The organism is Halomonas saccharevitans (assembly GCF_032333995.1).
Classification (GTDB): domain Bacteria; phylum Pseudomonadota; class Gammaproteobacteria; order Pseudomonadales; family Halomonadaceae; genus Halomonas; species Halomonas saccharevitans.
In genome coordinates this window covers 126,565-144,146 of sequence record NZ_JAVXUR010000002.1, presented here as the reverse complement: position 1 = coordinate 144,146, position 17,582 = coordinate 126,565, and the positions used below count along the sequence as shown (strand labels likewise).

Below are 17,582 nucleotides of genomic sequence, written 5' to 3'. Positions count from 1 at the left end.
ATCCGCCGGGGAGTCTCATGCAATCCGTGCAACACTTCGGCTTGAAACACCACTTCCTGCTGGCGATGCCGCACCTGGAAGACCCCAATTTCGCCGGCAGCCTCAGCTATCTCTGCGACCATGACGAGAACGGCACCATGGGCGTGATCGTCAATCGGCCCCTGGAGCTGACCCTCGACGCCCTGTTCGAGCAGCTGGAGCTGGGCGGCGACGAGAGCCCCCATCGCCAGGCGCCGGTCTACTATGGCGGCCCGACCCACAAGGATCGCGGCTTCATCCTGCATCGCGGCGACAGCGACGCCTGGGACTCCAGCATCCAGGTCGCCGAGGACATCGCCCTGACCACCTCCATGGATATCCTCCAGGCGCTGGCCGACGGCCGTGGCCCCGAGCAGTTCCTGGTCTGCCTGGGCTGCGCCGGCTGGGAGGCCGGCCAGCTGGAGGACGAGCTCAAGGAGAACGCCTGGCTGACCGTCGAGGGCCAGGCCGAGATCCTCTTCTCGGTGCCGCCGGAGCAGCGCCTGGGCGCCGCCGCGGGCATCCTCGGCATTGACCTGAACCTGATGACCCGCGAGGCGGGGCACTCCTGATGGCTGAGGCCGGCGCGCGCCTGATCCTGGCCTTCGATTTCGGCACCCGGCGCATCGGCGTGGCGGTGGGCAACGAGCTGCTGGGCAGCGCCCGGGAGCTTCCTCCGCTGCCGGCCCGGGACGGCATCCCCGACTGGGCCGAGGTGGCCCGCCTGGTGGACGAGTGGCGCCCGGACCTCTTCGTGGTGGGGCTGCCGCTCAACATGGACGACAGCGAGTCGGTCATGAGCACCCGGGCGCGCAAGTTCGGCAAGCGCCTCTACGGCCGTTTCGGCGTGCCCTGCGAGATGGTCGACGAGCGCGGCTCCACCCGCGAGGCCAAGGCGATCGCCCGAGAGGTCGGCCACGGCGGCAACTACCGGAAGGAAAGCGTCGACGGCATCGCCGCGGTGCTGATCCTCGAAGGCTGGTTCGCCCGCGCCGAGGGGCTGCCGCCGCGCTGAGCGCCCTCGCGCGCTGCCGAGACCACGACGCCCGGGCCATGGCCCGGGCGTCGGTCGTTGTGGGCGGGGAAAGGGAGGCGCGGGGAGTCGCCGGACGCCCGTCTAGAAGCGGGTGTCATCCACGCCCAGGGTCGGGGGCACGAACCAGGGCACGTCGCGCAGGTCGCGCTCGATGTGCTCCTCGACCTGGAGCAGGGTGGCGAAGATCGCCATGCGCACCGGGATGCCGTTGTCGGTCTGGCGGAAGATCGCCAGGCGCGGGTCGCCGTTCAGGTCGACGTCCAGGTCATTGGCCTCGGGCCGGCTGTCCCGGGGCAGCGGATGCATGACGATGGTGGAGGCGTTGCAGCGGCTGTCGAGGAAGGCGCGGTCGACGGTGAAGTCGCGGGAGAGATTGAAGCCTTCCATCATCTCGGCGGTGAAGCGCTCCTTCTGGATGCGCGTGGTGTAGACCACGTCGACATCGGAGAAGTCGCCGGCCAGGCTCTCGCGGACCTCCACGGTGAGCCCCTGGCGGCTGACGCGCTCGATCAGGTGGTGGGGCATCTCGAGCCCGGGCGGCGCCACCAGGGTGATGCGCATCGGCGCGTAGCGCGCCAGCAGCCGGATCAGCGAGTGCACGGTGCGCCCGTACTTGAGATCGCCGGTCATCAGCACATGGGCATCCTTGAGCGCCTTGCCCTGCTGGGTGAACTCCTTGTCGATGGTGTAGAAGTCCAGCAGCGCCTGGCTCGGGTGCTCGCCGGGGCCGTCGCCGGCGTTGATCACCGGCACGTGGGTGGCGGCGGCGAACTCCGCCACCGAGCCCTGCTCCGGATGGCGCATCACGATGGCGTCGCAGTAGCCGCTCATCACCCGGCTGGTGTCGTAGAGCGACTCGCCCTTGGCCATGGAGGAGAAGGTGAAGCCGGTGGTGTCGCAGACGCTGCCGCCGAGCCGCGAGAAGGCGGTGTGGAAGCTGACGCGGGTGCGGGTGCTGGCCTCGAAGAAGAGGTTGCCGAGCACCGCGCCCTCCAGCACCCGGGTGGCCTTGCGCCGCTGGGCGACGGGTTCCAGGCGCGCGGCGACGCGCATCAGGTGATCGATCTCGTCGCGGGACAGGGAGTCGATGGAGAGCAGGTGGGACATCACGGCGGCCTCGGCAGGGGGAACGGGCGCTAGTGTAACGCCGTGTGGGCAAGGCTTCAGCCTTGGCCGTCGCGTCGGCGAGGTGCTCATTACCTTCTGGTGATGGAGGTGCGGCGCATGCAGCGGTCGTCTAGGCTGAGGATCTCCCACATTTCACTTTGCTCTGATGGACAGCTCTCTCATGTCACCCTCGCCGCTGCGCTACGCCCTGCTGGATGTCTTCACCGCGACGCCCCTGACCGGCAACCCCTTGGCCGTCTTTCCCGACGCGGAGGGTCTGGAAGCGGCGACGATGCAGGCCATCGCCCGCGAGCTGAACCTCTCCGAGACGATATTCGTGGAGCGACAGCGCGATGATCGGCGCTTTCCCGTGCGCATCTTCACCCCACACCGCGAGCTGCCGTTTGCCGGCCACCCCGTGGTGGGTACGGCCCACTGGCTGGCCGCTCGGGAGCGCGTCGATCGGGCGCGGCCGCTGATGCTGGAGGCGCCGGCGGGCGCCCTCAGGGTCCGCTTCAAGGACGACCTGGTGTATTTCACCACCGCGACGCCGGCCGAACTGGCGGCAAGCTCGTTGGGGAGAAGCGATGCCGCGACGCTCTTCGGTCTCGAGGCCCGGGAGATCATCGCCGACCCGGTGCTGGCCTCCTGTGGCCTGCCGTACCACCTGGTGCCACTGGTGTCCCGCGAGGCCCTGTCACGGGCGGCCCCGGCCGACTCGCCCTGGGCGCAACACGTCTCGCCGAGCGGGGTCGAGCAGGTCTATGCGTACGTCGAGCAAGAGGGGGAGATCTCGGCGCGCATGTTCACGGCCGGACCCGGCGGGCTGTATGAGGATCCGGCTACGGGCAGCGCGGCCGCGGCGCTGGCCGGCCATCTCCATGCTCGCCAGGCCTCGACTGCGCGCCGCTGGCGGATTCATCAGGGGGCGGACATGGGGCGACCCAGCGAGATCCTGGTTCGCCCCCGGCCCGATGATCAGGGCCGGGTCAGGATCGAGGTCGGTGGCCGTGCGGTGATCGTCGGTGAGGGCGTGCTCTATCCGGGTGGCTGAGCCTGGCGCGATGTGAGTCGGCCTCTTCCAGGCCCCTGAACGCACACGCCCGGCCGAGGCCGGGCGCGGTATCGAGGCGCGAGGCGGCTACCAGGCTTCCGGTACCCGGCCGCCCAGGCGCGCGGTGATCTCGGCAGCGGTCTCGCGAACCAGCTGGCCGAGTTCGAGCAGCCTTTCCTCGGGAATCCGCGCCACCGGCCCGGAGACGGAGATGGCGGCCAGCGGGATGCCGTGCTCGTCGTGGATGCAGGCGGCCACGCAGTGCAGGCCGATGGCGTGCTCCTCGCGGTCGCAGGCGAAGCCCTGGCGACGAATCTCGGCCATGCCCTCGCGCAGCGATTCGGGCGTGTGCAGGGTGTTCTCGGTGACCCGCGCCAGGCCCCGCTCGTCGAGGATGCGCTCGAGCTCATCCTCGGGCAGCCAGGCCATCAGGGCCTTGCCCACGCCGGAGGCGTGCAGCGGCGCCCGGGAGCCGAGCCGGGTGATCATGCGCATCATCTGCGGCGATTCGCTCTGGGCGAGGAATACCGCCGTGCCGTCGTCGCGAACGCCGAGGTTGGCGGTCTCGCCGGTCAGCGCCGTGAGGCGGCGCAGGAAGGGGCGGCTGGTGCCGAGGAAGTCGCGGGCCTCGAGGAAGCTATTGCCGATGCGGAAGGTCTTGACGTCGATCTTCCAGACGCCGAGCTCGCTGTCCTGGGTGACGAACCCCTGACTCTGCAGCGCCTGCAGCAGCCGGTGGGTGGTGGAGGGGGCGAAATCCGCCTCCTCGGCCAGCTCCGACAGGGCCAGGCCGCCGGGGCTTGCCGCCAGGCGCTCGAGCAGGTTGAGCCCGCGCACCAACGACTGGCTGTGGCCGCTGGTGCTCTTGCCTGAACCGGCGGGACGTCCCGCCGTCCTGCGCTTGCCTTCGCTCACCCGATGTCTCCTGTTACGTGCTTTAACGGCCTAGGATACCGAGTCGGCGGGGCGATGTCGCGCTTCGGAAATGGTTTCCAACCTCTCTCGTCGCCGTCGATGGCGCCGTGGTCTCAGCGGTGTCGCCAGCGGGGCGGACGCTTCTCGATGAAGGCGTCGATCCCTTCGCCGGCATCCTCGGCCATCATGTTGCGGGCCATCACCTCGCCGGAATAGGCGTATGCCTCGTCCAGCGGCAGGGCGAGCTGACGATGGAACATCGCCTTGCCGGTACGCACCGCCACGGCGCTCTTGGCGCAGATGCTGGCGGTGAGCTCGCCGAGCGCCTCGTCGAGGGCCTCATCGTCGGCCACCCGGTTGATCAGCCCCCAGTCGCGGGCCTGGTCGGCATCGATGAACTCCCCGGTGAAGAGCATCTCCATGGCCCGTTTGCGGCCGATGTTACGCGAGAGGGCCACCGCCGGGGTGGAGCAGAACAGCCCGGCATTGATGCCCGAGACGGCGAAGCGTGCCGAACGGGCGGCGACGGCCAGGTCGCAGCTGGCCACCAGCTGGCAGCCCGCCGCGGTGGCGATGCCCTGTACCCGGGCGATCACCGGTACCGGCAGGGCGACGATCGCCTGCATCAGCGCGCTGCAGCGGGCGAAGAGTCGTTGGTAATAGGCCTCGTCGGGGGAGGCGCGCATCTGCTTGAGATCGTGACCGGCACAGAAGGCGCGCCCCCGGGCGACGATGACCACGCAGCGCACCTCGGCGTCGTCGGCCAGGGCGCCGATGGCCTCGGCCAGCGCCTCGAGCATCTCCTCGGAGAGGGCGTTGAAGCGCTTCGGCCGGTTCAGGGTAAGGGTGGTCACGCCGTCGGCATCGTGGCGCAGCACCTGGGCATCGTCCTCGTCTCGCATCGTCGCACTCCTCGGGGGCAAAGCCCCTAGCCTAACGCTCGGCGGGTTGCTCGGGTGCGGCCTACGACCAAAGGTGCCCTCGGCGATGACCGCCCCGGGCGGGGCGGTCGTTGGCAAGCGACGCCTCAGACGTCGTCGCGGAAGGGCTGCTCGTGCCTGGGCAGCACCAGATTGAGGACGATGGCGGCGATGGCGCCCGGGATCAGGCCGGACTCGATGATCGCCTGGACGTTCTCGGAGAGGCCGGCGTAGAGGCCCTCCTGGGCCGGCAGGCCGATGGCCGCGGACAGCGAGACGCCGATGATCACCATGTTGCGCTTGTTGAAGTCGATGTGGGACAGCATCTTGATGCCGGCGCTGGCGATCATCCCGAACATGATCAGCACCGCCCCGCCCAGCACGGCGTTGGGAATGCTCGAGATCAGCCCGCCCAGCTTCGGCAGCAGGCCGGCGAGCACCAGGAAACCGCCGCCGATGGCCACCACGAAGCGGCTGACCACCCCGGTCAGGGCCACCATGCCGACATTCTGGCTGAAGCTGATCTGCGGGAAGGCGTTGAAGATGGCGGCGAAGACGCTGGCCAGGCCGTCGGCCATCACGCCGCCGGAGAGCTCCCGGGGGGTCGGCTCGCGATCCATGCCGCCGGCGGTGGTGCCGACGATGTCGCCGATCGACTCGGCGCAGGTCACGACCGCCAGCAGCACCACCGGAATGATCGCGGCCAGGTGGAACTCCAGACCGATGGCCAGCGGCGTGGGCAGCGAGAGCCAGCCGGCGGAGGCGATCTGGCCGAAGTCCACCAGGCCGAAGGCCATGGCGGTCACGTAGCCCACGATCAGGCCCGCCAGGGGCGCGGTCTCGGACCAGATGCCGCGGCCGAACTGGTGCAGGCCGAGGGTGACCACCAGCACCAGGGCGGCCAGCAGCACGTTGTGCAGGGCGCCGAAGTCCTCGGCGCCGAAGCCGCCGCCGGCGTAGGCGAAGCCCACCGGCATCAGCAGGGTGCCGAGCATGATCACGAAGGTGCCGGTGACCACCGGAGGGAAGAGGAAACGCACCCAGGGCAGGAAGAGCCCCACCAGGGCCATGGCGATGCCGCCGCACAGCGCCGCGCCCAGCGCGGCCGGCAGGCCCATGCCCACGGCGATGGGGATCAGTACCGGCACGAAGCCGAAGCTGGTGCCCATGACGATGGGCAGGCGCGCCCCGATCGGCCCGAGCCCCAGCGACTGCACCAGGGTGGCGATCCCGGCCACGAACATCGCGGCCTGGATCATGAAGGCCGTCTGGTCCGCCGGCAGGTCGGCGGCGCCGGCGATGATGATGGGCACGGTGACGTTGCCGACGAACATCGCCAGCACGTGCTGCAGCCCCAGCGGGATGGCCCGGCCGAGCGGCGGCATGGCGTCGACGTCGCGGGTACTGCGAACCTTATGGGTCTCGGTGGCGCTATCGGGTGTCGCCATGAGGCGTCTCCTGTTGTCGTTGTTGGAAACCCGTGGGATGGCCTAGCGGGCGCTTCGCAGCGCGCGGGCGGCCTCGTCGTGTCGGGCCAGCAGGGCGTCGAGATCGACGCCCATCGGCCGGCCGTTGGTGACCCGCCACTGCCCGGCGACCATGACCCGGTCGGCCCGGTGGGCACCGCACAGCAGCAGGGCGGCGATGGGGTTCTCGGCACCGGAGAAGCGCGGCTCGTCGAGGCGAAACAGTGCCAGGTCGGCCTGCTGGCCGGGGGCGAGGCCGCCGATATCGTCGCGGCCGAGGCAGGCGGCGGAGCCGCGGGTGGCCCAGCGGATCACGTCGTCGTGGGTCACGCGACTCGGTGCGTAGCGCAGCCGACCGAGCAGCAGCGCCTGGCGCATCTCCTCGGCGAGGTTGGAGTGATCGTTGGAGGCGGAGCCGTCCACGGCGAGGCCCACCGGGCAGCCGGCGGCCTCCAGCTCCAGGGTGCGGCACAGGCCCGAGCCCAGCAGCATGTTCGACGACGGACAGTGGGCGATGCCGGTGCCGGCCTCGCCGAGGCGGGCCACCTCGTCATCGTTGAAGTGGATGCCGTGGGCCAGCCAGGTCCGATCGGAGAGCCAGCCGGTGGCCGCCAGGTAGTCCAGCGGGCGCATGCCGAACAGCCGCTCGCAGTAGGCGGTCTCGTCGGCGGTCTCGGCCAGGTGGGTGTGCAGGCGCACGTCCCGTACCTCGGCCAGGCGGGCGCTCTCCTGCATCAGCTCGCGGCTCACCGAGAACGGCGAGCAGGGCGCCAGGGCGATGGTTGTCATGGCGCCGTCGCCGCGCTGGTGATGGGCGTCGATCAGCCGCGCGCTCTCATCGAGGATGGTGCGCTCGTCCTGCACCACCGACTGGGGCGGCAGGCCGCCGTCGTCGCGGCCCACGCTCATCGAACCGCGGGTCAGGGCGGCGCGCACGCCGAGCCGCCGGGCGGTCTCCACCTGGACGTCGATGGCCTGGGCCAGCGCGCCGGAGAAGACGTAGTGGTGATCGGCCACGGTGGTGCAGCCGCTCATCAAGAGCTCGACCATGGCCAGCTCGCTGGCGACTTCCAGCTGGTCCTCGGTGAGGTTCGCCCAGACGTCGTACAGGGTGGTCAGCCAGGGGAAGAGCGCCTTGTTCAACGCCGGCGAGTAGGCGCGGGTCAGGGTCTGATAGAAGTGGTGATGGGTGTTGACCAGGCCCGGCAGCAGCACGTGATTCGAGGCGTCGAAGGTCGCGTCGATCGGCGTCTCGGGCGTGGCACCCGCCCGGACTGCCTCGACGATGCGGTCGTCGCGGATCACCACGCCGTCGGCGGCTCGGGGATCGCTGCAGGCACGGGGATGGCGGATCCAGAGGGTCTGTGAGGTTGGGGCCATGTTGTCCTCCCGGGGATCCGCCGGCGGCGGTCCCTGTCGTGGACAAAGGGTTACCCAAGTCTCGTCAGGAACTGGAGCCTTGGTTCAGGTGCCTTTGTGGTGATGTGTACGATGCCGTGCCGTCATTGGCTCAAGCGTTGTGTACAAGATGAGAAGGGGGTGCGCGCGTGTCAAGGCGGACGCTCAACGCTGCCTGCCGGGATCCGAGGCGCGCGTCGTCGCTCAAGGTTGTCGCCAAAAAAACCGCCGCGTCGATGACGCGGCGGCGATGGCGCGGTCCTGGCCTCGATGTGGGGCTCAGCCCTCGAAGCTGGACTCTGAGTAGAGCACACGCACGCGCTTGGTGTGGCTCACCTGGCTCAGGGCGTCCAGGGCCCGGGCGCCGTAGTCCTGGTCGACGTCGATGACCACGTAGCCGATGCGCTCGTTGGTCTGCAGGTACTGGCCGAGGATGTTGATGCCGTTCTCGGAGAGCACGCGGTTGATCTCGGAGAGCACCCCGGGCACGTTGTCGTGGATGTGCAGCAGGCGGTGCTTGCCGGGGTGGGCCGGCAGGGCGACCTCGGGGAAGTTGACCGAGCTGACGGTGGTGCCGTTGTCGGAGTAGGTCACCAGCTTCTCGGAGACCTCGATGCCGATGTTCTCCTGGGCCTCGAGGGTGGAGCCGCCGATGTGCGGGGTGAGGATGACATTGGCCAGGCCGCGCAGCGGGCTGACGAACTCCTCCTCGTTGCCCTTGGGCTCTACCGGGAAGACGTCGACGGCCGCTCCGGCGAGGCGGTCGGCCTCGAGCGCCGCGGCCAGCGCCTCGATCACCACCACGCTGCCTCGGGAGGCGTTGATCAGGATGCTGCCCGGCTTCATCAGGGCGATCTCGGCCTCGCCGATCATCCAGCGGGTGGAGGCGAGGTCCGGCACGTGCAGGCTGACCACGTCGGCGCGCGCCAGCAGCTCCTCGAGGCTCCCCACCTGGCGGGCGTTGCCCATGGCCAGCTTGGTCACCACATCATAGTAGATGACGTCGAAGCCCAGCGACTCGGAAAGCACCGAGAGCTGCGAGCCGATGCTGCCATAGCCGATGATTCCCAGGGTCTTGCCGCGTGCCTCGTGGGAGCTCTTGGCCGACTTCAGCCAGCCGCCCTGGTGGGCGCGGTAACTCTTCTCGGGGATGCCGCGTAGCAGCATGATCGCCTCGGCCAGCACCAGCTCGGCTACCGAGCGGGTGTTGGAGAAGGGGGCGTTGAACACCGGGATGCCGCGAGCCAGGGCGGCGTCGAGGTCGACCTGGTTGGTGCCGATGCAGAAACAGCCCACCGCCACCAGCTTATCGGCGGCCTCGAAGACGCGCTCGTTGAGCTGGGTCCGCGAGCGAAGGCCGATGAAGTGGACGTCGCGGATCTTCTCGATCAGCGTGGCTTCGTCCAGCGAGGTCGGCAGGTGTTCGATGTTGGTGTAACCGGCATTGAGAAGATTGTCCACCGCACTCTGGTGGACGCCCTCGAGCAGCAGGATCTTGATCTTGCTCTTGTCCAGGGACGTTTTGGCCATGGTCGATTCAACCCCTTCGTCGGCGTGCGCCGCATGCATGTGTCATGAAGATGCTGATGAGCCTGGAACCGGCCGGCCGCACTTCGCCCGGGGCAAGACAGGCTCGAAACAGGGCCGATATCGTACCACAGCCGGCATGAGCCGGGATGAAAATGCTGAGGTCCTGAATGAGCCCCCTGCATGTTGGAACCCCGTTGGCCGGGGCAGACGACCCCCCCGGGAGTGCGTGTATACTGTCGGACCTAGGATCATCCACCGGCGAGTAGAGGCGATGGCGGAACACCATAGTCAAGGCAGGGACGAGGCCGGCGACGAGACGCCGGCCGACTTCGCCGCCACCGTCGAGCGGCTCGAACAGCTCGTCGAGCGGCTGGAGTCCGGCGAGCTGTCGCTGGAGGGGTCGCTCGCGGCCTTCGAGCAGGGCGTGAGCCTGACCCGCGATGCCCAGCGGCGTCTCGACGAGGCCGAACTGCGGGTGCGCACCCTTACCGAGGGCGAGGCGGGCGGCGTCGACCTCGCGCCCTTCGCGGCCCCGCCAGCGGAGGACGATGGTGAGCGCTGACGCACTGGTGGCCAGGCTGGCCGCGGACCGTGCCCGGGTCGATGCCCGCCTCGAATCGCTGTTCACCGAGCGGGCAGCGCCCTCGCCGCGCCTGGAGGCGGCGATGCGCCACGCCCTGCTGGTGGGCGGCAAGCGCCTGCGGCCGGTGCTGGTCTACACGGCCGGCCGCGCCCTGGGCGCCGTCGAGGACGACCTGGATGCCCCGGCCATGGCGCTGGAGCTGATCCACGCCTACTCGCTGGTGCACGACGATCTGCCGGCGATGGATGACGACGACCTTCGCCGCGGCCAGCCCACGGTGCATCGCGCCTACGACGAGGCCACTGCAATACTGGCCGGCGACGCCCTCCAGGCGCTGGCCTTCGAGGTGCTGGCGGCAAGCGAGCATCCGCGGGTCGGCGCCCTGATCGCCGGTCTGGCGCGGGCCGCCGGTCGCGACGGCATGGTGGCCGGCCAGGCGCTGGATCTGGCCGCGGTGGGCGGGCATCCCCAAGTGGCCGCGCTGGCGGCCATGCACGGCCACAAGACCGGCGCCCTGATTCGCGTGGCGGTGCGCCTCGGCGGGCTGGTCGCGGTCGACGAGACGGACCCGCGGCTGGCCGCCCTGGACGCCTATGCCGACGCCATCGGCCTGGCCTTCCAGATCCACGACGACGTGCTGGACGTGACCGGCGACACCGCCACCCTCGGCAAGACTTCCGGGGCCGATGCCGCCCGCGCCAAGCCGACCTACCCGAGCCTGCTGGGGCTCGAAGGTGCTCGCCGCCGGGCCCTCGACCTGGTCGAGACGGGCGTAGCGGCCCTGGCGCCGCTGGGCGAGGACGCCGCGCCCCTGGCCGACCTGGCCCGCTACATGATCGAGCGTGACCACTGACACCACAGGCCCCACATGAAGCTGTTCGATGATATTCCCGTCGAGCGTCCGGCCACGCCGCTGCTCGACACCCTAGAGGCGCCGGCCGCACTGCGCGCCATGAACGCCGGCCAGCTGGCGCAGGTGGCCGACGAATTGCGTGCCTATCTGCTCTACAGCGTGGGCGTCTCCGGCGGTCACTTCGGCGCGGGCCTCGGCGTGGTGGAGCTCACCGTGGCCCTGCACCAGGCCCTGGAGACGCCCCACGACCGCCTGGTGTGGGACGTGGGCCACCAGGCCTACCCCCACAAGATCCTCACCGGCCGCCGCGAGGCGATGACCGGCATTCGCGAGTACGGCGGCCTGGCCGCCTTTCCGCGAAGAGCCGAGTCGGAGTTCGACACCTTCGGCGTCGGCCACTCCAGCACCTCGATCTCGGCGGCGCTGGGCATGGCGCTGGCCGCTCGCACCCGCGGCGAGTCGCGCCGGGTCTGCGCGGTGATCGGCGATGGCGCCCTGACCGCGGGCATGGCCTTCGAGGCCCTGGCCCACGCCGGCCACGTCGACGCCAACCTGCTGGTGGTGCTCAACGACAACGAGATGTCGATCTCCGAGAACGTCGGCGGCATGGCCAGCTATCTGGCGCGCATCCTCACCAGCAAGCCCTACACCAGCATGCGCGAGGGCGGCAAGAAGGTGCTCTCTCACCTGCCCGGCGCCCTGGAGCTGGCGCGGCGCACCGAGGAGCACATGAAGGGCATGATCAGCCCCGCCACGCTCTTCGAGGAGCTGGGCTTCAACTACATCGGGCCCATCGACGGCCACGACCTGCCGCTGCTGGTGGATACCCTGCGCAACATGCGCGACCTGGAGGGGCCGCAGTTCCTCCACGTCAAGACGCGCAAGGGCAAGGGCTTCCTGCCCGCCGAGGCCGACCCCATCGGCTATCATGCCATCACCAAGCTCGAGAAGAGCGAGCCGGGCAAGGGCGAGACCCCGCCGCCGCTCACGCCGGCTCCCCCATCTGGGCCCAAGCCCAAGAAGTACTGCAGCGTCTTCGGCGACTGGCTCTGCGACATGGCGGCGGCGGACGAGCGGCTGATCGGCATCACCCCGGCGATGCGCGAGGGCTCCGACCTGGTGCGCTTCTCGAAGGAGTACCCCGAGCGCTATTTCGACGTGGCCATCGCCGAGCAGCACGCGGTGACGCTGGCCGCGGGCATGGCCTGCGAGGCGATGAAGCCGGTGGTGGCGATCTACTCCACCTTCCTGCAGCGCGGCTACGACCAGCTGATCCACGACGTGGCGGTGCAGGAGCTCGACGTCACCTTCGCCATCGACCGTGCCGGCCTGGTCGGCGAGGACGGGCCGACCCACCACGGCAGCCTGGATCTCTCCTACCTGCGCTGCATCCCCGGGCTCGTGGTGCTGGCGCCGGCCGACGAGGCCGAGTGCCGGGCCATGCTCAGCGCCGCCTACCAACACCCCGGCCCGGCGGCGGTGCGCTATCCCCGCGGCACCGGCCCGGGTGTGGCGACTCCCGATCACCTCGAGCCCCTGGAGATCGGCCGGGCCGAGTGGCGGCGGCGCGGTGAGGCGCGAGTGGCGCTGCTGGCCTTCGGCAGCCTCAACGGCCCGGCGGCGGAGGTGGCCGAGCGTCTCGACGCCACGCACCTCAACATGCGCTCGATCAAGCCGCTGGATCGCGACGCCGTCATGGCGGCCGCCGACGATCATGATCTGCTGGTGACCCTGGAGGAGAACGTGGTCGCCGGGGGCGCCGGCAGCGCCGTCAACGAGCTGCTGATGGCCGAGGGCGCCCGGGTCGAGGTGCTCAACCTCGGCCTGCCCGATGCCTTCGTCGAGCACGGCAAGCCCGCCGAGCTGCTCGCCGAGTGCGGCCTGGACGCCGACGGCATCGAGGCGTCGATCCGCGCCTGGCGCGGCTGATTCTTCCCCTTATACCTGCGAGGCGACGATGCTTTTTCTGACTCTGCTCGGTGCGCTGCTGGGCTTCTGGATCGGCGGCCCTCTGGGGCTGCTGATCGGTGCCGGCCTCGGCTATTGGCTGGTGCGGCGGCTGCGCAAGAGCGTGCTGGGTCGGCTGGCCGGCGCCCAGGCGCAGTTTCTCGACTCGACCTTCGCGGTGATGGGCTGCATGTGCAAGGCCGATGGCCGCGTCACCGAGGACGAGCTGGAGGCCTCCCGGCAGCTGTGGGATCGCCTGCGCCTCAACGAGGCGCAGCGCGCCCGGGCGCGGACCGCCTTCAACCGCGGCAAGGCGCCGGACTTCGACCTGGAGGCGGAGCTTGCCAGGGTGCGCCAGGTGGTGGGGCGCCAGCACGCCCTGCTGCAGGTGTTCCTGCAGGTCCAGCTCGCGGCGATCACCGCCGACGGTGAGCTGCACCCCGCCGAGCATGAGATGCTGCTGCGCGTGGCGAGAGGCCTGGGTTGCTCTGAGGCCGAGATCGCCCAGATCGAGGCCATGCTGCGAGGAGGCCCCCAGGGTACCGGCGAGCACAGCCTCTCCCTGGAGGATGCCTATCGGGTGCTGGGGGTCGAGGCCGAGGCCAGCGACGCCGAGATCAAGAAGGCCTATCGTCGGCTGATGAGCGAGAACCACCCCGACAAGCTCGCCGCCAAGGGGCTGCCCGAGAGCATGCGCGAGATGGCCAAGGAGCGTACCAGCGAGATCGGCAACGCCTACGAGCGCATCCGCAAGGCCCGCGCGGCGGCCTGATCCCGCGCTTAGCCCTTTTAACGAAGGGCCTGTCCACGATGAGCCGGTTCACAACGGTCCGATTCAAGACGGCCCGGTTTACGACAGCTCCGCCCACGCAAAAAGCCCCCGATGTCGGGGGCTTTTTGCGTGCTGGGTGTGGTTCGGGTAACGGCCGGCACCTCAGCTGGTGGCTTCGCGGGCCAGGCGGTAGGCGTCGCCGTTGGCGGCGAAGTCGGTCATGGCGGCCTGCTGCGAGCGCAGGCGCAGGCGCGCCTGGGCCATGGCGTCGCTGGCACCATCGAGGCGCTCGAGGTCGACCGGCGCGCCCGCGGAGGCGGAGCGCTCGACGCTCGACAGCGGCTCCTGGTTCAGCTGCAGGGCCTTGTCGGTGGCCGGGTCGGCCTGGGCGGCCAGCGGCAGGGCGGCAAGCATCAGGGTGGCGGTCATCAGTGTGGTCTTCATGGCGAGTGCCTCGTCGTGTTGGTGTATGACGAGCATATTAATAGCCAGCTAAACATTAGAATAGTTATTGAATTCGATGGGTGAGATTGAGCGGGGCTATCGGTTAAGGGCTATCGGTTAAGGGTGATCGGCGAGGGTCTATCGCTGAGCGGCAACGGTGAAGGGCAACGGTAATGCGCTTCGCTGGGCGAACGGGGCCGTGCGGTTCGCCACGCCGCCGGGGGTGCGCTAGCGTGGGGGTACCGAGACATCGCCAAGGAGCCGCCCGATGATCACCCTCTACGGTTTTCCCAACTCCCGCTCGCTGCGGGTCGCCTGGACCCTGGAAGAGCTGGGCCTGGAGTATGTCTCTCACCACGTTGACCTGGGGAGCGGCGAAGGCCAGTCGGAAGCCTTCCTGGCGCGCCATCCCGACGGCAAGGTGCCGGTGCTGGAGGATGGTGAGCTGACGCTGTTCGAGTCGGCGGCGATCTGTCGCTACCTGGCGGAGCGCTACGGCGAGCCGGGCGCGCTGTTGCCGGCGGCCATCGAGGAGCGCGCCCGGGTGGACCAGTGGCTCTTCTTCATCATCAGCGAGCTGGAGCAGCCGCTCTGGATCCAGGCCAAGCACAAGTTCGCGCTGCCGGGCGAGCAGCGGGTGCCGGCGGTGCTGCCTACCGCCGCCTGGGAGTTCCAGCGGGCTCTCGCCGCCCTGGCGCGTCGCTTCGACGGTGAGGGTTGGCTGGTGGGAGAGGGCTTCACTCTGGCGGATCTGCTGCTGGCCCACACCCTGACCTGGGCCGTGCAGTTCAAGATGCGCCTGCCGCCGACGCTTGCGGCCTATCGCGAGCGCGTCTCGGCGCGGCCGGCGCTGGCTCGGGCGGTGGAGCGGGAGCGCGTCGCCGCCGAGCCGAGCTGACGTCGAATCGGGTGGGCCCGCGCCGGCTCAGGCCGCGAAGGGTAGCACCGCGGTGTAGACCGCGAAGTAGTGGCAGGCGCTGCCGCCCATGACGAACAGGTGCCAGATCGCATGGTTGAAGGGGATGGCGCTGACGGCGTAGAAGATCACGCCCAGGGTGTAGGTGATGCCGCCGGCGACCAGCAGGGCGAGGCCGGTGCCGGAGAGGCTGGCCGCCAGGCTGTCGCCGGCCAGCACGATCAGCCAGCCCATCACCAGGTAGATCGCCACCCGCAGCGCCTCGAAGCGATGCGGCCAGGCAAGCTTGCAGGCGATCCCCGCCAGCGCCAGCGACCAGACCGTGGCGAGCAGCGTCCAGCCCGTCGGGCCACGCAGGTTGACCAACAGGAAGGGGGTGTAGGTGCCGGCGATCAGCAGGTAGATCGCGCAGTGATCCAGGGACTGGAAGAGGCGCTTCAGGCGCGGATGGCGAACGCCGTGATAGAGGGTGGAGGCGGTGTAGAGCAGCACCAGGCTGACGCCGTAGAGGCTGATGCCGACGATCTTCCAGGGGTCGACATGGGCGCCCAGGCTAGCGAGTATCAGCAGCACCGCGAGGCCGGCGAGGCTCAATGCAGCCCCGATGCCGTGGCTGATGCTGTGCAGCAATTCTTCGAAGACGCTGTAGGGCGTTTCGCCACTCGCGGGGGAATGCGTCATCGAGTCGCCTCCTTTCAGACCACTGTCCCGATGTCGGTCGGCCCGATGCCGGACGGCGCGCCTTGAAGGCTCAGGGCTTGCGTTCGATATCCACATCGCTGGCCTGGGTGAAGTCGCCCAGCGCCATCATGTGCCCCAGCTTGCCCGCCTTGGTGGTCAGGTACTGTTCGTTGTGGGGGTTTAGACCGGTGGTCAGCGGCACGCGTTCCCTCACCACCACACCGGCCTGGGTCAGGGCGTCGACCTTGCGGGGATTGTTGGTCATCAGCCGCAGCGCCGTGATCTCCAGGTGGTCGAGCATCGGCACGCACAGGTCGTAGCGGCGCAGATCGGCGGCGAAGCCCAGCTGCTCGTTGGCCTCAACGGTGTCGGCGCCCGCATCCTGCAGCCGGTAGGCGCGGATCTTGTTGAGCAGACCGATGCCGCGCCCCTCCTGACGCAGGTAGAACAGCACCCCACGGCCCTCCTCGGCGATGCGCTTGAGGGCTTCCTGCAGCTGAAAGCCGCAGTCGCAGCGCATGGAGAAGAGCGCATCGCCGGTCAGGCACTCCGAGTGGACCCGGCCCAGCACCGGTTCGCCGTCGGCCACGTCGCCCAGGGTCAGGGCGATATGATCCTTGCCGGTGGCTTCGTCCTCGAAGCCGTGCATGGTGAAGGTGGCCCAGGGGGTGGGCAGCCGCGAGGCGGCGATGAATCGAATCGTCACGATGTACCTCGGAGGAAGACCACGGCGTTGCCGACGAGTGAGCGATCATTCTATCAGGAAGGCCGGGCGGGCTCACCGTGTGCATCACGGGGCTCATCCCCGGCGCCTACGATGGGGTACAATGGCGCCCACATTTCCCGTGGACGAGCGCCCGCATGGAACTCAAGAACGATCGCTTTCTGCGCGCCCTGGCGCGTCAGCCCGTTGACCGCACCCCGGTCTGGATGATGCGTCAGGCCGGCCGCTACCTGCCGGAGTATCGTGAGGTGCGGGCTCATGCCGGCAGCTTCATGGATCTCTGCCGCAATCAGGAACTGGCCTGCGAGGTTACCCTGCAGCCGCTGGAGCGCTATCCGCTGGATGCGGCCATCCTCTTCTCGGACATCCTCACCATCCCCGATGCCATGGGGCTGGGTCTCTACTTCGAGACCGGCGAGGGGCCGAAATTCCGCAAGCCGGTGCGCACCGCCGCCGAAGTGGATGCCCTGTCGGTGCCCGATGCCGAGCGCGACCTGGACTACGTGATGCGGGCCGTCTCGACCATCCGCCGTGAGCTCAACGGCCGAGTGCCACTGATAGGCTTCTCCGGCAGCCCCTGGACGCTGGCCACCTACATGGTGGAGGGCGCCTCCAGCAAGGACTTCCGTCACGTCAAGACGATGCTCTACGACTCCCCGGATGCCATGCATCGGCTGCTCGACATGCTGGCCCATGCGGTCACCGACTACCTCAACGCCCAGATCCGTGCCGGCGCCCAGGTGGTGCAGATCTTCGATACCTGGGGCGGGGCGCTGACGACGCCGGCCTACCTGGAGTTCTCGCTGCGCTACATGGAGCAGATCGTGGCCGGCCTGATCCGTGAGCACGAAGGCCGCCGGGTGCCGGTGATCCTGTTCACCAAGAATGGCGGGCAGTGGCTCGAGGACATCGCGGCGGCGGGCTCCGATGCCGTGGGCCTGGACTGGACCACCGAGCTCTCCTCCGCTCGGGCGCGGGTCGGCCATCGCGTCGCCCTGCAGGGCAACCTCGATCCCAACGTGCTCTTCGCCCGTCCCTCGGCGATTCGTGCCGAGGTGGCGCGAACCCTGGACAGCTACGGCCACGGCCCCGGTCACATCTTCAACCTGGGTCACGGCATCAACCAGTTCACCAACCCGGACAACGTCACGGCCTTCATGGATGCGCTGCACGACCTGAGCCCGGCCTACCACCGCCAGATCGCCCAGGAGTGAGGCG

The 17,582-nt window shown here is 69.3% G+C and carries 18 protein-coding genes; 9 read left to right on the top strand and 9 right to left on the bottom strand.

Annotation, left to right across the window (positions count from 1 at the left end):
• Positions 1 to 17: 17 nt before the first annotated feature.
• On the top strand, positions 18 to 590 hold the full coding sequence (locus RSO68_RS06135; protein ID WP_315585832.1) for a YqgE/AlgH family protein: 573 nt from the start codon (positions 18 to 20) through the stop codon (positions 588 to 590).
• Positions 590 to 1,033: a Holliday junction resolvase RuvX gene (gene ruvX / locus RSO68_RS06130; RefSeq protein ID WP_315585831.1), complete on the top strand. Its 444-nt coding sequence runs from the start codon at positions 590 to 592 to the stop codon at positions 1,031 to 1,033. Before RSO68_RS06135 ends, ruvX begins: the two co-directional genes overlap by 1 nt.
• A gap of 102 nt (positions 1,034 to 1,135) precedes the next feature.
• On the opposite strand, the gene pyrB is transcribed toward ruvX, so the two are convergent.
• Entirely contained in the window at positions 1,136 to 2,164 is a 1,029-nt protein-coding gene (pyrB, locus tag RSO68_RS06125; RefSeq protein ID WP_315585830.1) for an aspartate carbamoyltransferase, read from the bottom strand.
• 178 nt (positions 2,165 to 2,342) lie between these two features.
• On the opposite strand from pyrB, the gene RSO68_RS06120 reads away from it, so the two are divergent.
• Positions 2,343 to 3,215, top strand: coding sequence for a PhzF family phenazine biosynthesis protein (locus RSO68_RS06120; RefSeq protein ID WP_315585829.1), 873 nt, complete (start codon positions 2,343 to 2,345; stop codon positions 3,213 to 3,215).
• An 87-nt stretch (positions 3,216 to 3,302) separates the two neighbouring features.
• Here the strand turns inward: RSO68_RS06120 and RSO68_RS06115 are convergent, their stop codons facing one another.
• From RSO68_RS06115 to serA, 5 genes are all read right to left on the bottom strand, one after another.
• Entirely contained in the window at positions 3,303 to 4,130 is an 828-nt protein-coding gene (locus RSO68_RS06115) for an IclR family transcriptional regulator domain-containing protein (protein WP_315585828.1), read from the bottom strand.
• 113 nt (positions 4,131 to 4,243) lie between these two features.
• Complete coding sequence (locus tag RSO68_RS06110) at positions 4,244 to 5,032, bottom strand: enoyl-CoA hydratase (protein WP_315585827.1); 789 nt, start codon at positions 5,030 to 5,032, stop codon at positions 4,244 to 4,246.
• 125 nt (positions 5,033 to 5,157) lie between these two features.
• On the bottom strand, positions 5,158 to 6,498 hold the full coding sequence (locus RSO68_RS06105; RefSeq protein ID WP_089847751.1) for a uracil-xanthine permease family protein: 1,341 nt from the start codon (positions 6,496 to 6,498) through the stop codon (positions 5,158 to 5,160).
• Positions 6,499 to 6,540: 42 nt separating this feature from the next.
• A complete protein-coding gene (locus RSO68_RS06100; RefSeq protein WP_315585826.1) occupies positions 6,541 to 7,896 on the bottom strand; it encodes an 8-oxoguanine deaminase in 1,356 nt (451 codons plus the stop codon).
• A gap of 297 nt (positions 7,897 to 8,193) precedes the next feature.
• Positions 8,194 to 9,444, bottom strand: coding sequence for a phosphoglycerate dehydrogenase (gene serA / locus RSO68_RS06095; RefSeq protein ID WP_089847773.1), 1,251 nt, complete (start codon positions 9,442 to 9,444; stop codon positions 8,194 to 8,196).
• Positions 9,445 to 9,715: 271 nt separating this feature from the next.
• On the opposite strand from serA, the gene RSO68_RS06090 reads away from it, so the two are divergent.
• Genes RSO68_RS06090 through djlA form a run of 4 tightly spaced genes read left to right on the top strand, consistent with a single transcriptional unit; the run spans position 9,716 to position 13,599 of the window.
• Positions 9,716 to 10,006: an exodeoxyribonuclease VII small subunit gene (locus tag RSO68_RS06090; protein ID WP_089847747.1), complete on the top strand. Its 291-nt coding sequence runs from the start codon at positions 9,716 to 9,718 to the stop codon at positions 10,004 to 10,006.
• Positions 9,993 to 10,880: a farnesyl diphosphate synthase gene (locus RSO68_RS06085; RefSeq protein ID WP_089847745.1), complete on the top strand. Its 888-nt coding sequence runs from the start codon at positions 9,993 to 9,995 to the stop codon at positions 10,878 to 10,880. The genes RSO68_RS06090 and RSO68_RS06085 overlap by 14 nt, the downstream gene beginning before the upstream one ends.
• Positions 10,881 to 10,895: 15 nt before the next feature.
• Positions 10,896 to 12,809, top strand: a complete 1,914-nt coding sequence (dxs, locus tag RSO68_RS06080; protein WP_315585825.1) for a 1-deoxy-D-xylulose-5-phosphate synthase — start codon at positions 10,896 to 10,898, stop codon at positions 12,807 to 12,809.
• A gap of 28 nt (positions 12,810 to 12,837) precedes the next feature.
• Positions 12,838 to 13,599, top strand: a complete 762-nt coding sequence (gene djlA / locus RSO68_RS06075; protein ID WP_089847741.1) for a co-chaperone DjlA — start codon at positions 12,838 to 12,840, stop codon at positions 13,597 to 13,599.
• Between the two features lie 162 nt (positions 13,600 to 13,761).
• Here djlA and RSO68_RS06070 read toward each other — a convergent pair whose 3' ends face one another.
• Positions 13,762 to 14,043: a hypothetical protein gene (locus tag RSO68_RS06070; RefSeq protein WP_315585824.1), complete on the bottom strand. Its 282-nt coding sequence runs from the start codon at positions 14,041 to 14,043 to the stop codon at positions 13,762 to 13,764.
• A gap of 268 nt (positions 14,044 to 14,311) precedes the next feature.
• On the opposite strand from RSO68_RS06070, the gene RSO68_RS06065 reads away from it, so the two are divergent.
• Positions 14,312 to 14,941: a glutathione S-transferase family protein gene (locus RSO68_RS06065; protein WP_315585823.1), complete on the top strand. Its 630-nt coding sequence runs from the start codon at positions 14,312 to 14,314 to the stop codon at positions 14,939 to 14,941.
• Between the two features lie 27 nt (positions 14,942 to 14,968).
• On the opposite strand, the gene trhA is transcribed toward RSO68_RS06065, so the two are convergent.
• Positions 14,969 to 15,640, bottom strand: coding sequence for a PAQR family membrane homeostasis protein TrhA (gene trhA / locus RSO68_RS06060; protein ID WP_089847734.1), 672 nt, complete (start codon positions 15,638 to 15,640; stop codon positions 14,969 to 14,971).
• Between the two features lie 70 nt (positions 15,641 to 15,710).
• Positions 15,711 to 16,346, bottom strand: a complete 636-nt coding sequence (ribA, locus tag RSO68_RS06055; protein WP_315585822.1) for a GTP cyclohydrolase II — start codon at positions 16,344 to 16,346, stop codon at positions 15,711 to 15,713.
• 155 nt (positions 16,347 to 16,501) lie between these two features.
• Here ribA and hemE point away from each other — a divergent pair, with 155 nt between their 5' ends.
• Positions 16,502 to 17,578, top strand: coding sequence for a uroporphyrinogen decarboxylase (hemE, locus tag RSO68_RS06050; protein WP_315585821.1), 1,077 nt, complete (start codon positions 16,502 to 16,504; stop codon positions 17,576 to 17,578).
• The last annotated feature ends 4 nt before the right edge of the window (positions 17,579 to 17,582 follow it).

Coding starts and splice junctions, on each gene's coding strand:
- RSO68_RS06135 (WP_315585832.1), top strand. CDS start 18: ATGCAATCCGTGCAACACTTCGGCTTGAAACACCACTTCCTGCTGGCG.
- ruvX (WP_315585831.1), top strand. CDS start 590: ATGGCTGAGGCCGGCGCGCGCCTGATCCTGGCCTTCGATTTCGGCACC.
- RSO68_RS06120 (WP_315585829.1), top strand. CDS start 2,343: ATGTCACCCTCGCCGCTGCGCTACGCCCTGCTGGATGTCTTCACCGCG.
- RSO68_RS06110 (WP_315585827.1), bottom strand. CDS start 5,032: ATGCGAGACGAGGACGATGCCCAGGTGCTGCGCCACGATGCCGACGGC.
- RSO68_RS06105 (WP_089847751.1), bottom strand. CDS start 6,498: ATGGCGACACCCGATAGCGCCACCGAGACCCATAAGGTTCGCAGTACC.
- RSO68_RS06100 (WP_315585826.1), bottom strand. CDS start 7,896: ATGGCCCCAACCTCACAGACCCTCTGGATCCGCCATCCCCGTGCCTGC.
- serA (WP_089847773.1), bottom strand. CDS start 9,444: ATGGCCAAAACGTCCCTGGACAAGAGCAAGATCAAGATCCTGCTGCTC.
- RSO68_RS06090 (WP_089847747.1), top strand. CDS start 9,716: ATGGCGGAACACCATAGTCAAGGCAGGGACGAGGCCGGCGACGAGACG.
- RSO68_RS06085 (WP_089847745.1), top strand. CDS start 9,993: ATGGTGAGCGCTGACGCACTGGTGGCCAGGCTGGCCGCGGACCGTGCC.
- dxs (WP_315585825.1), top strand. CDS start 10,896: ATGAAGCTGTTCGATGATATTCCCGTCGAGCGTCCGGCCACGCCGCTG.
- djlA (WP_089847741.1), top strand. CDS start 12,838: ATGCTTTTTCTGACTCTGCTCGGTGCGCTGCTGGGCTTCTGGATCGGC.
- RSO68_RS06070 (WP_315585824.1), bottom strand. CDS start 14,043: ATGAAGACCACACTGATGACCGCCACCCTGATGCTTGCCGCCCTGCCG.
- RSO68_RS06065 (WP_315585823.1), top strand. CDS start 14,312: ATGATCACCCTCTACGGTTTTCCCAACTCCCGCTCGCTGCGGGTCGCC.
- trhA (WP_089847734.1), bottom strand. CDS start 15,640: ATGACGCATTCCCCCGCGAGTGGCGAAACGCCCTACAGCGTCTTCGAA.
- hemE (WP_315585821.1), top strand. CDS start 16,502: ATGGAACTCAAGAACGATCGCTTTCTGCGCGCCCTGGCGCGTCAGCCC.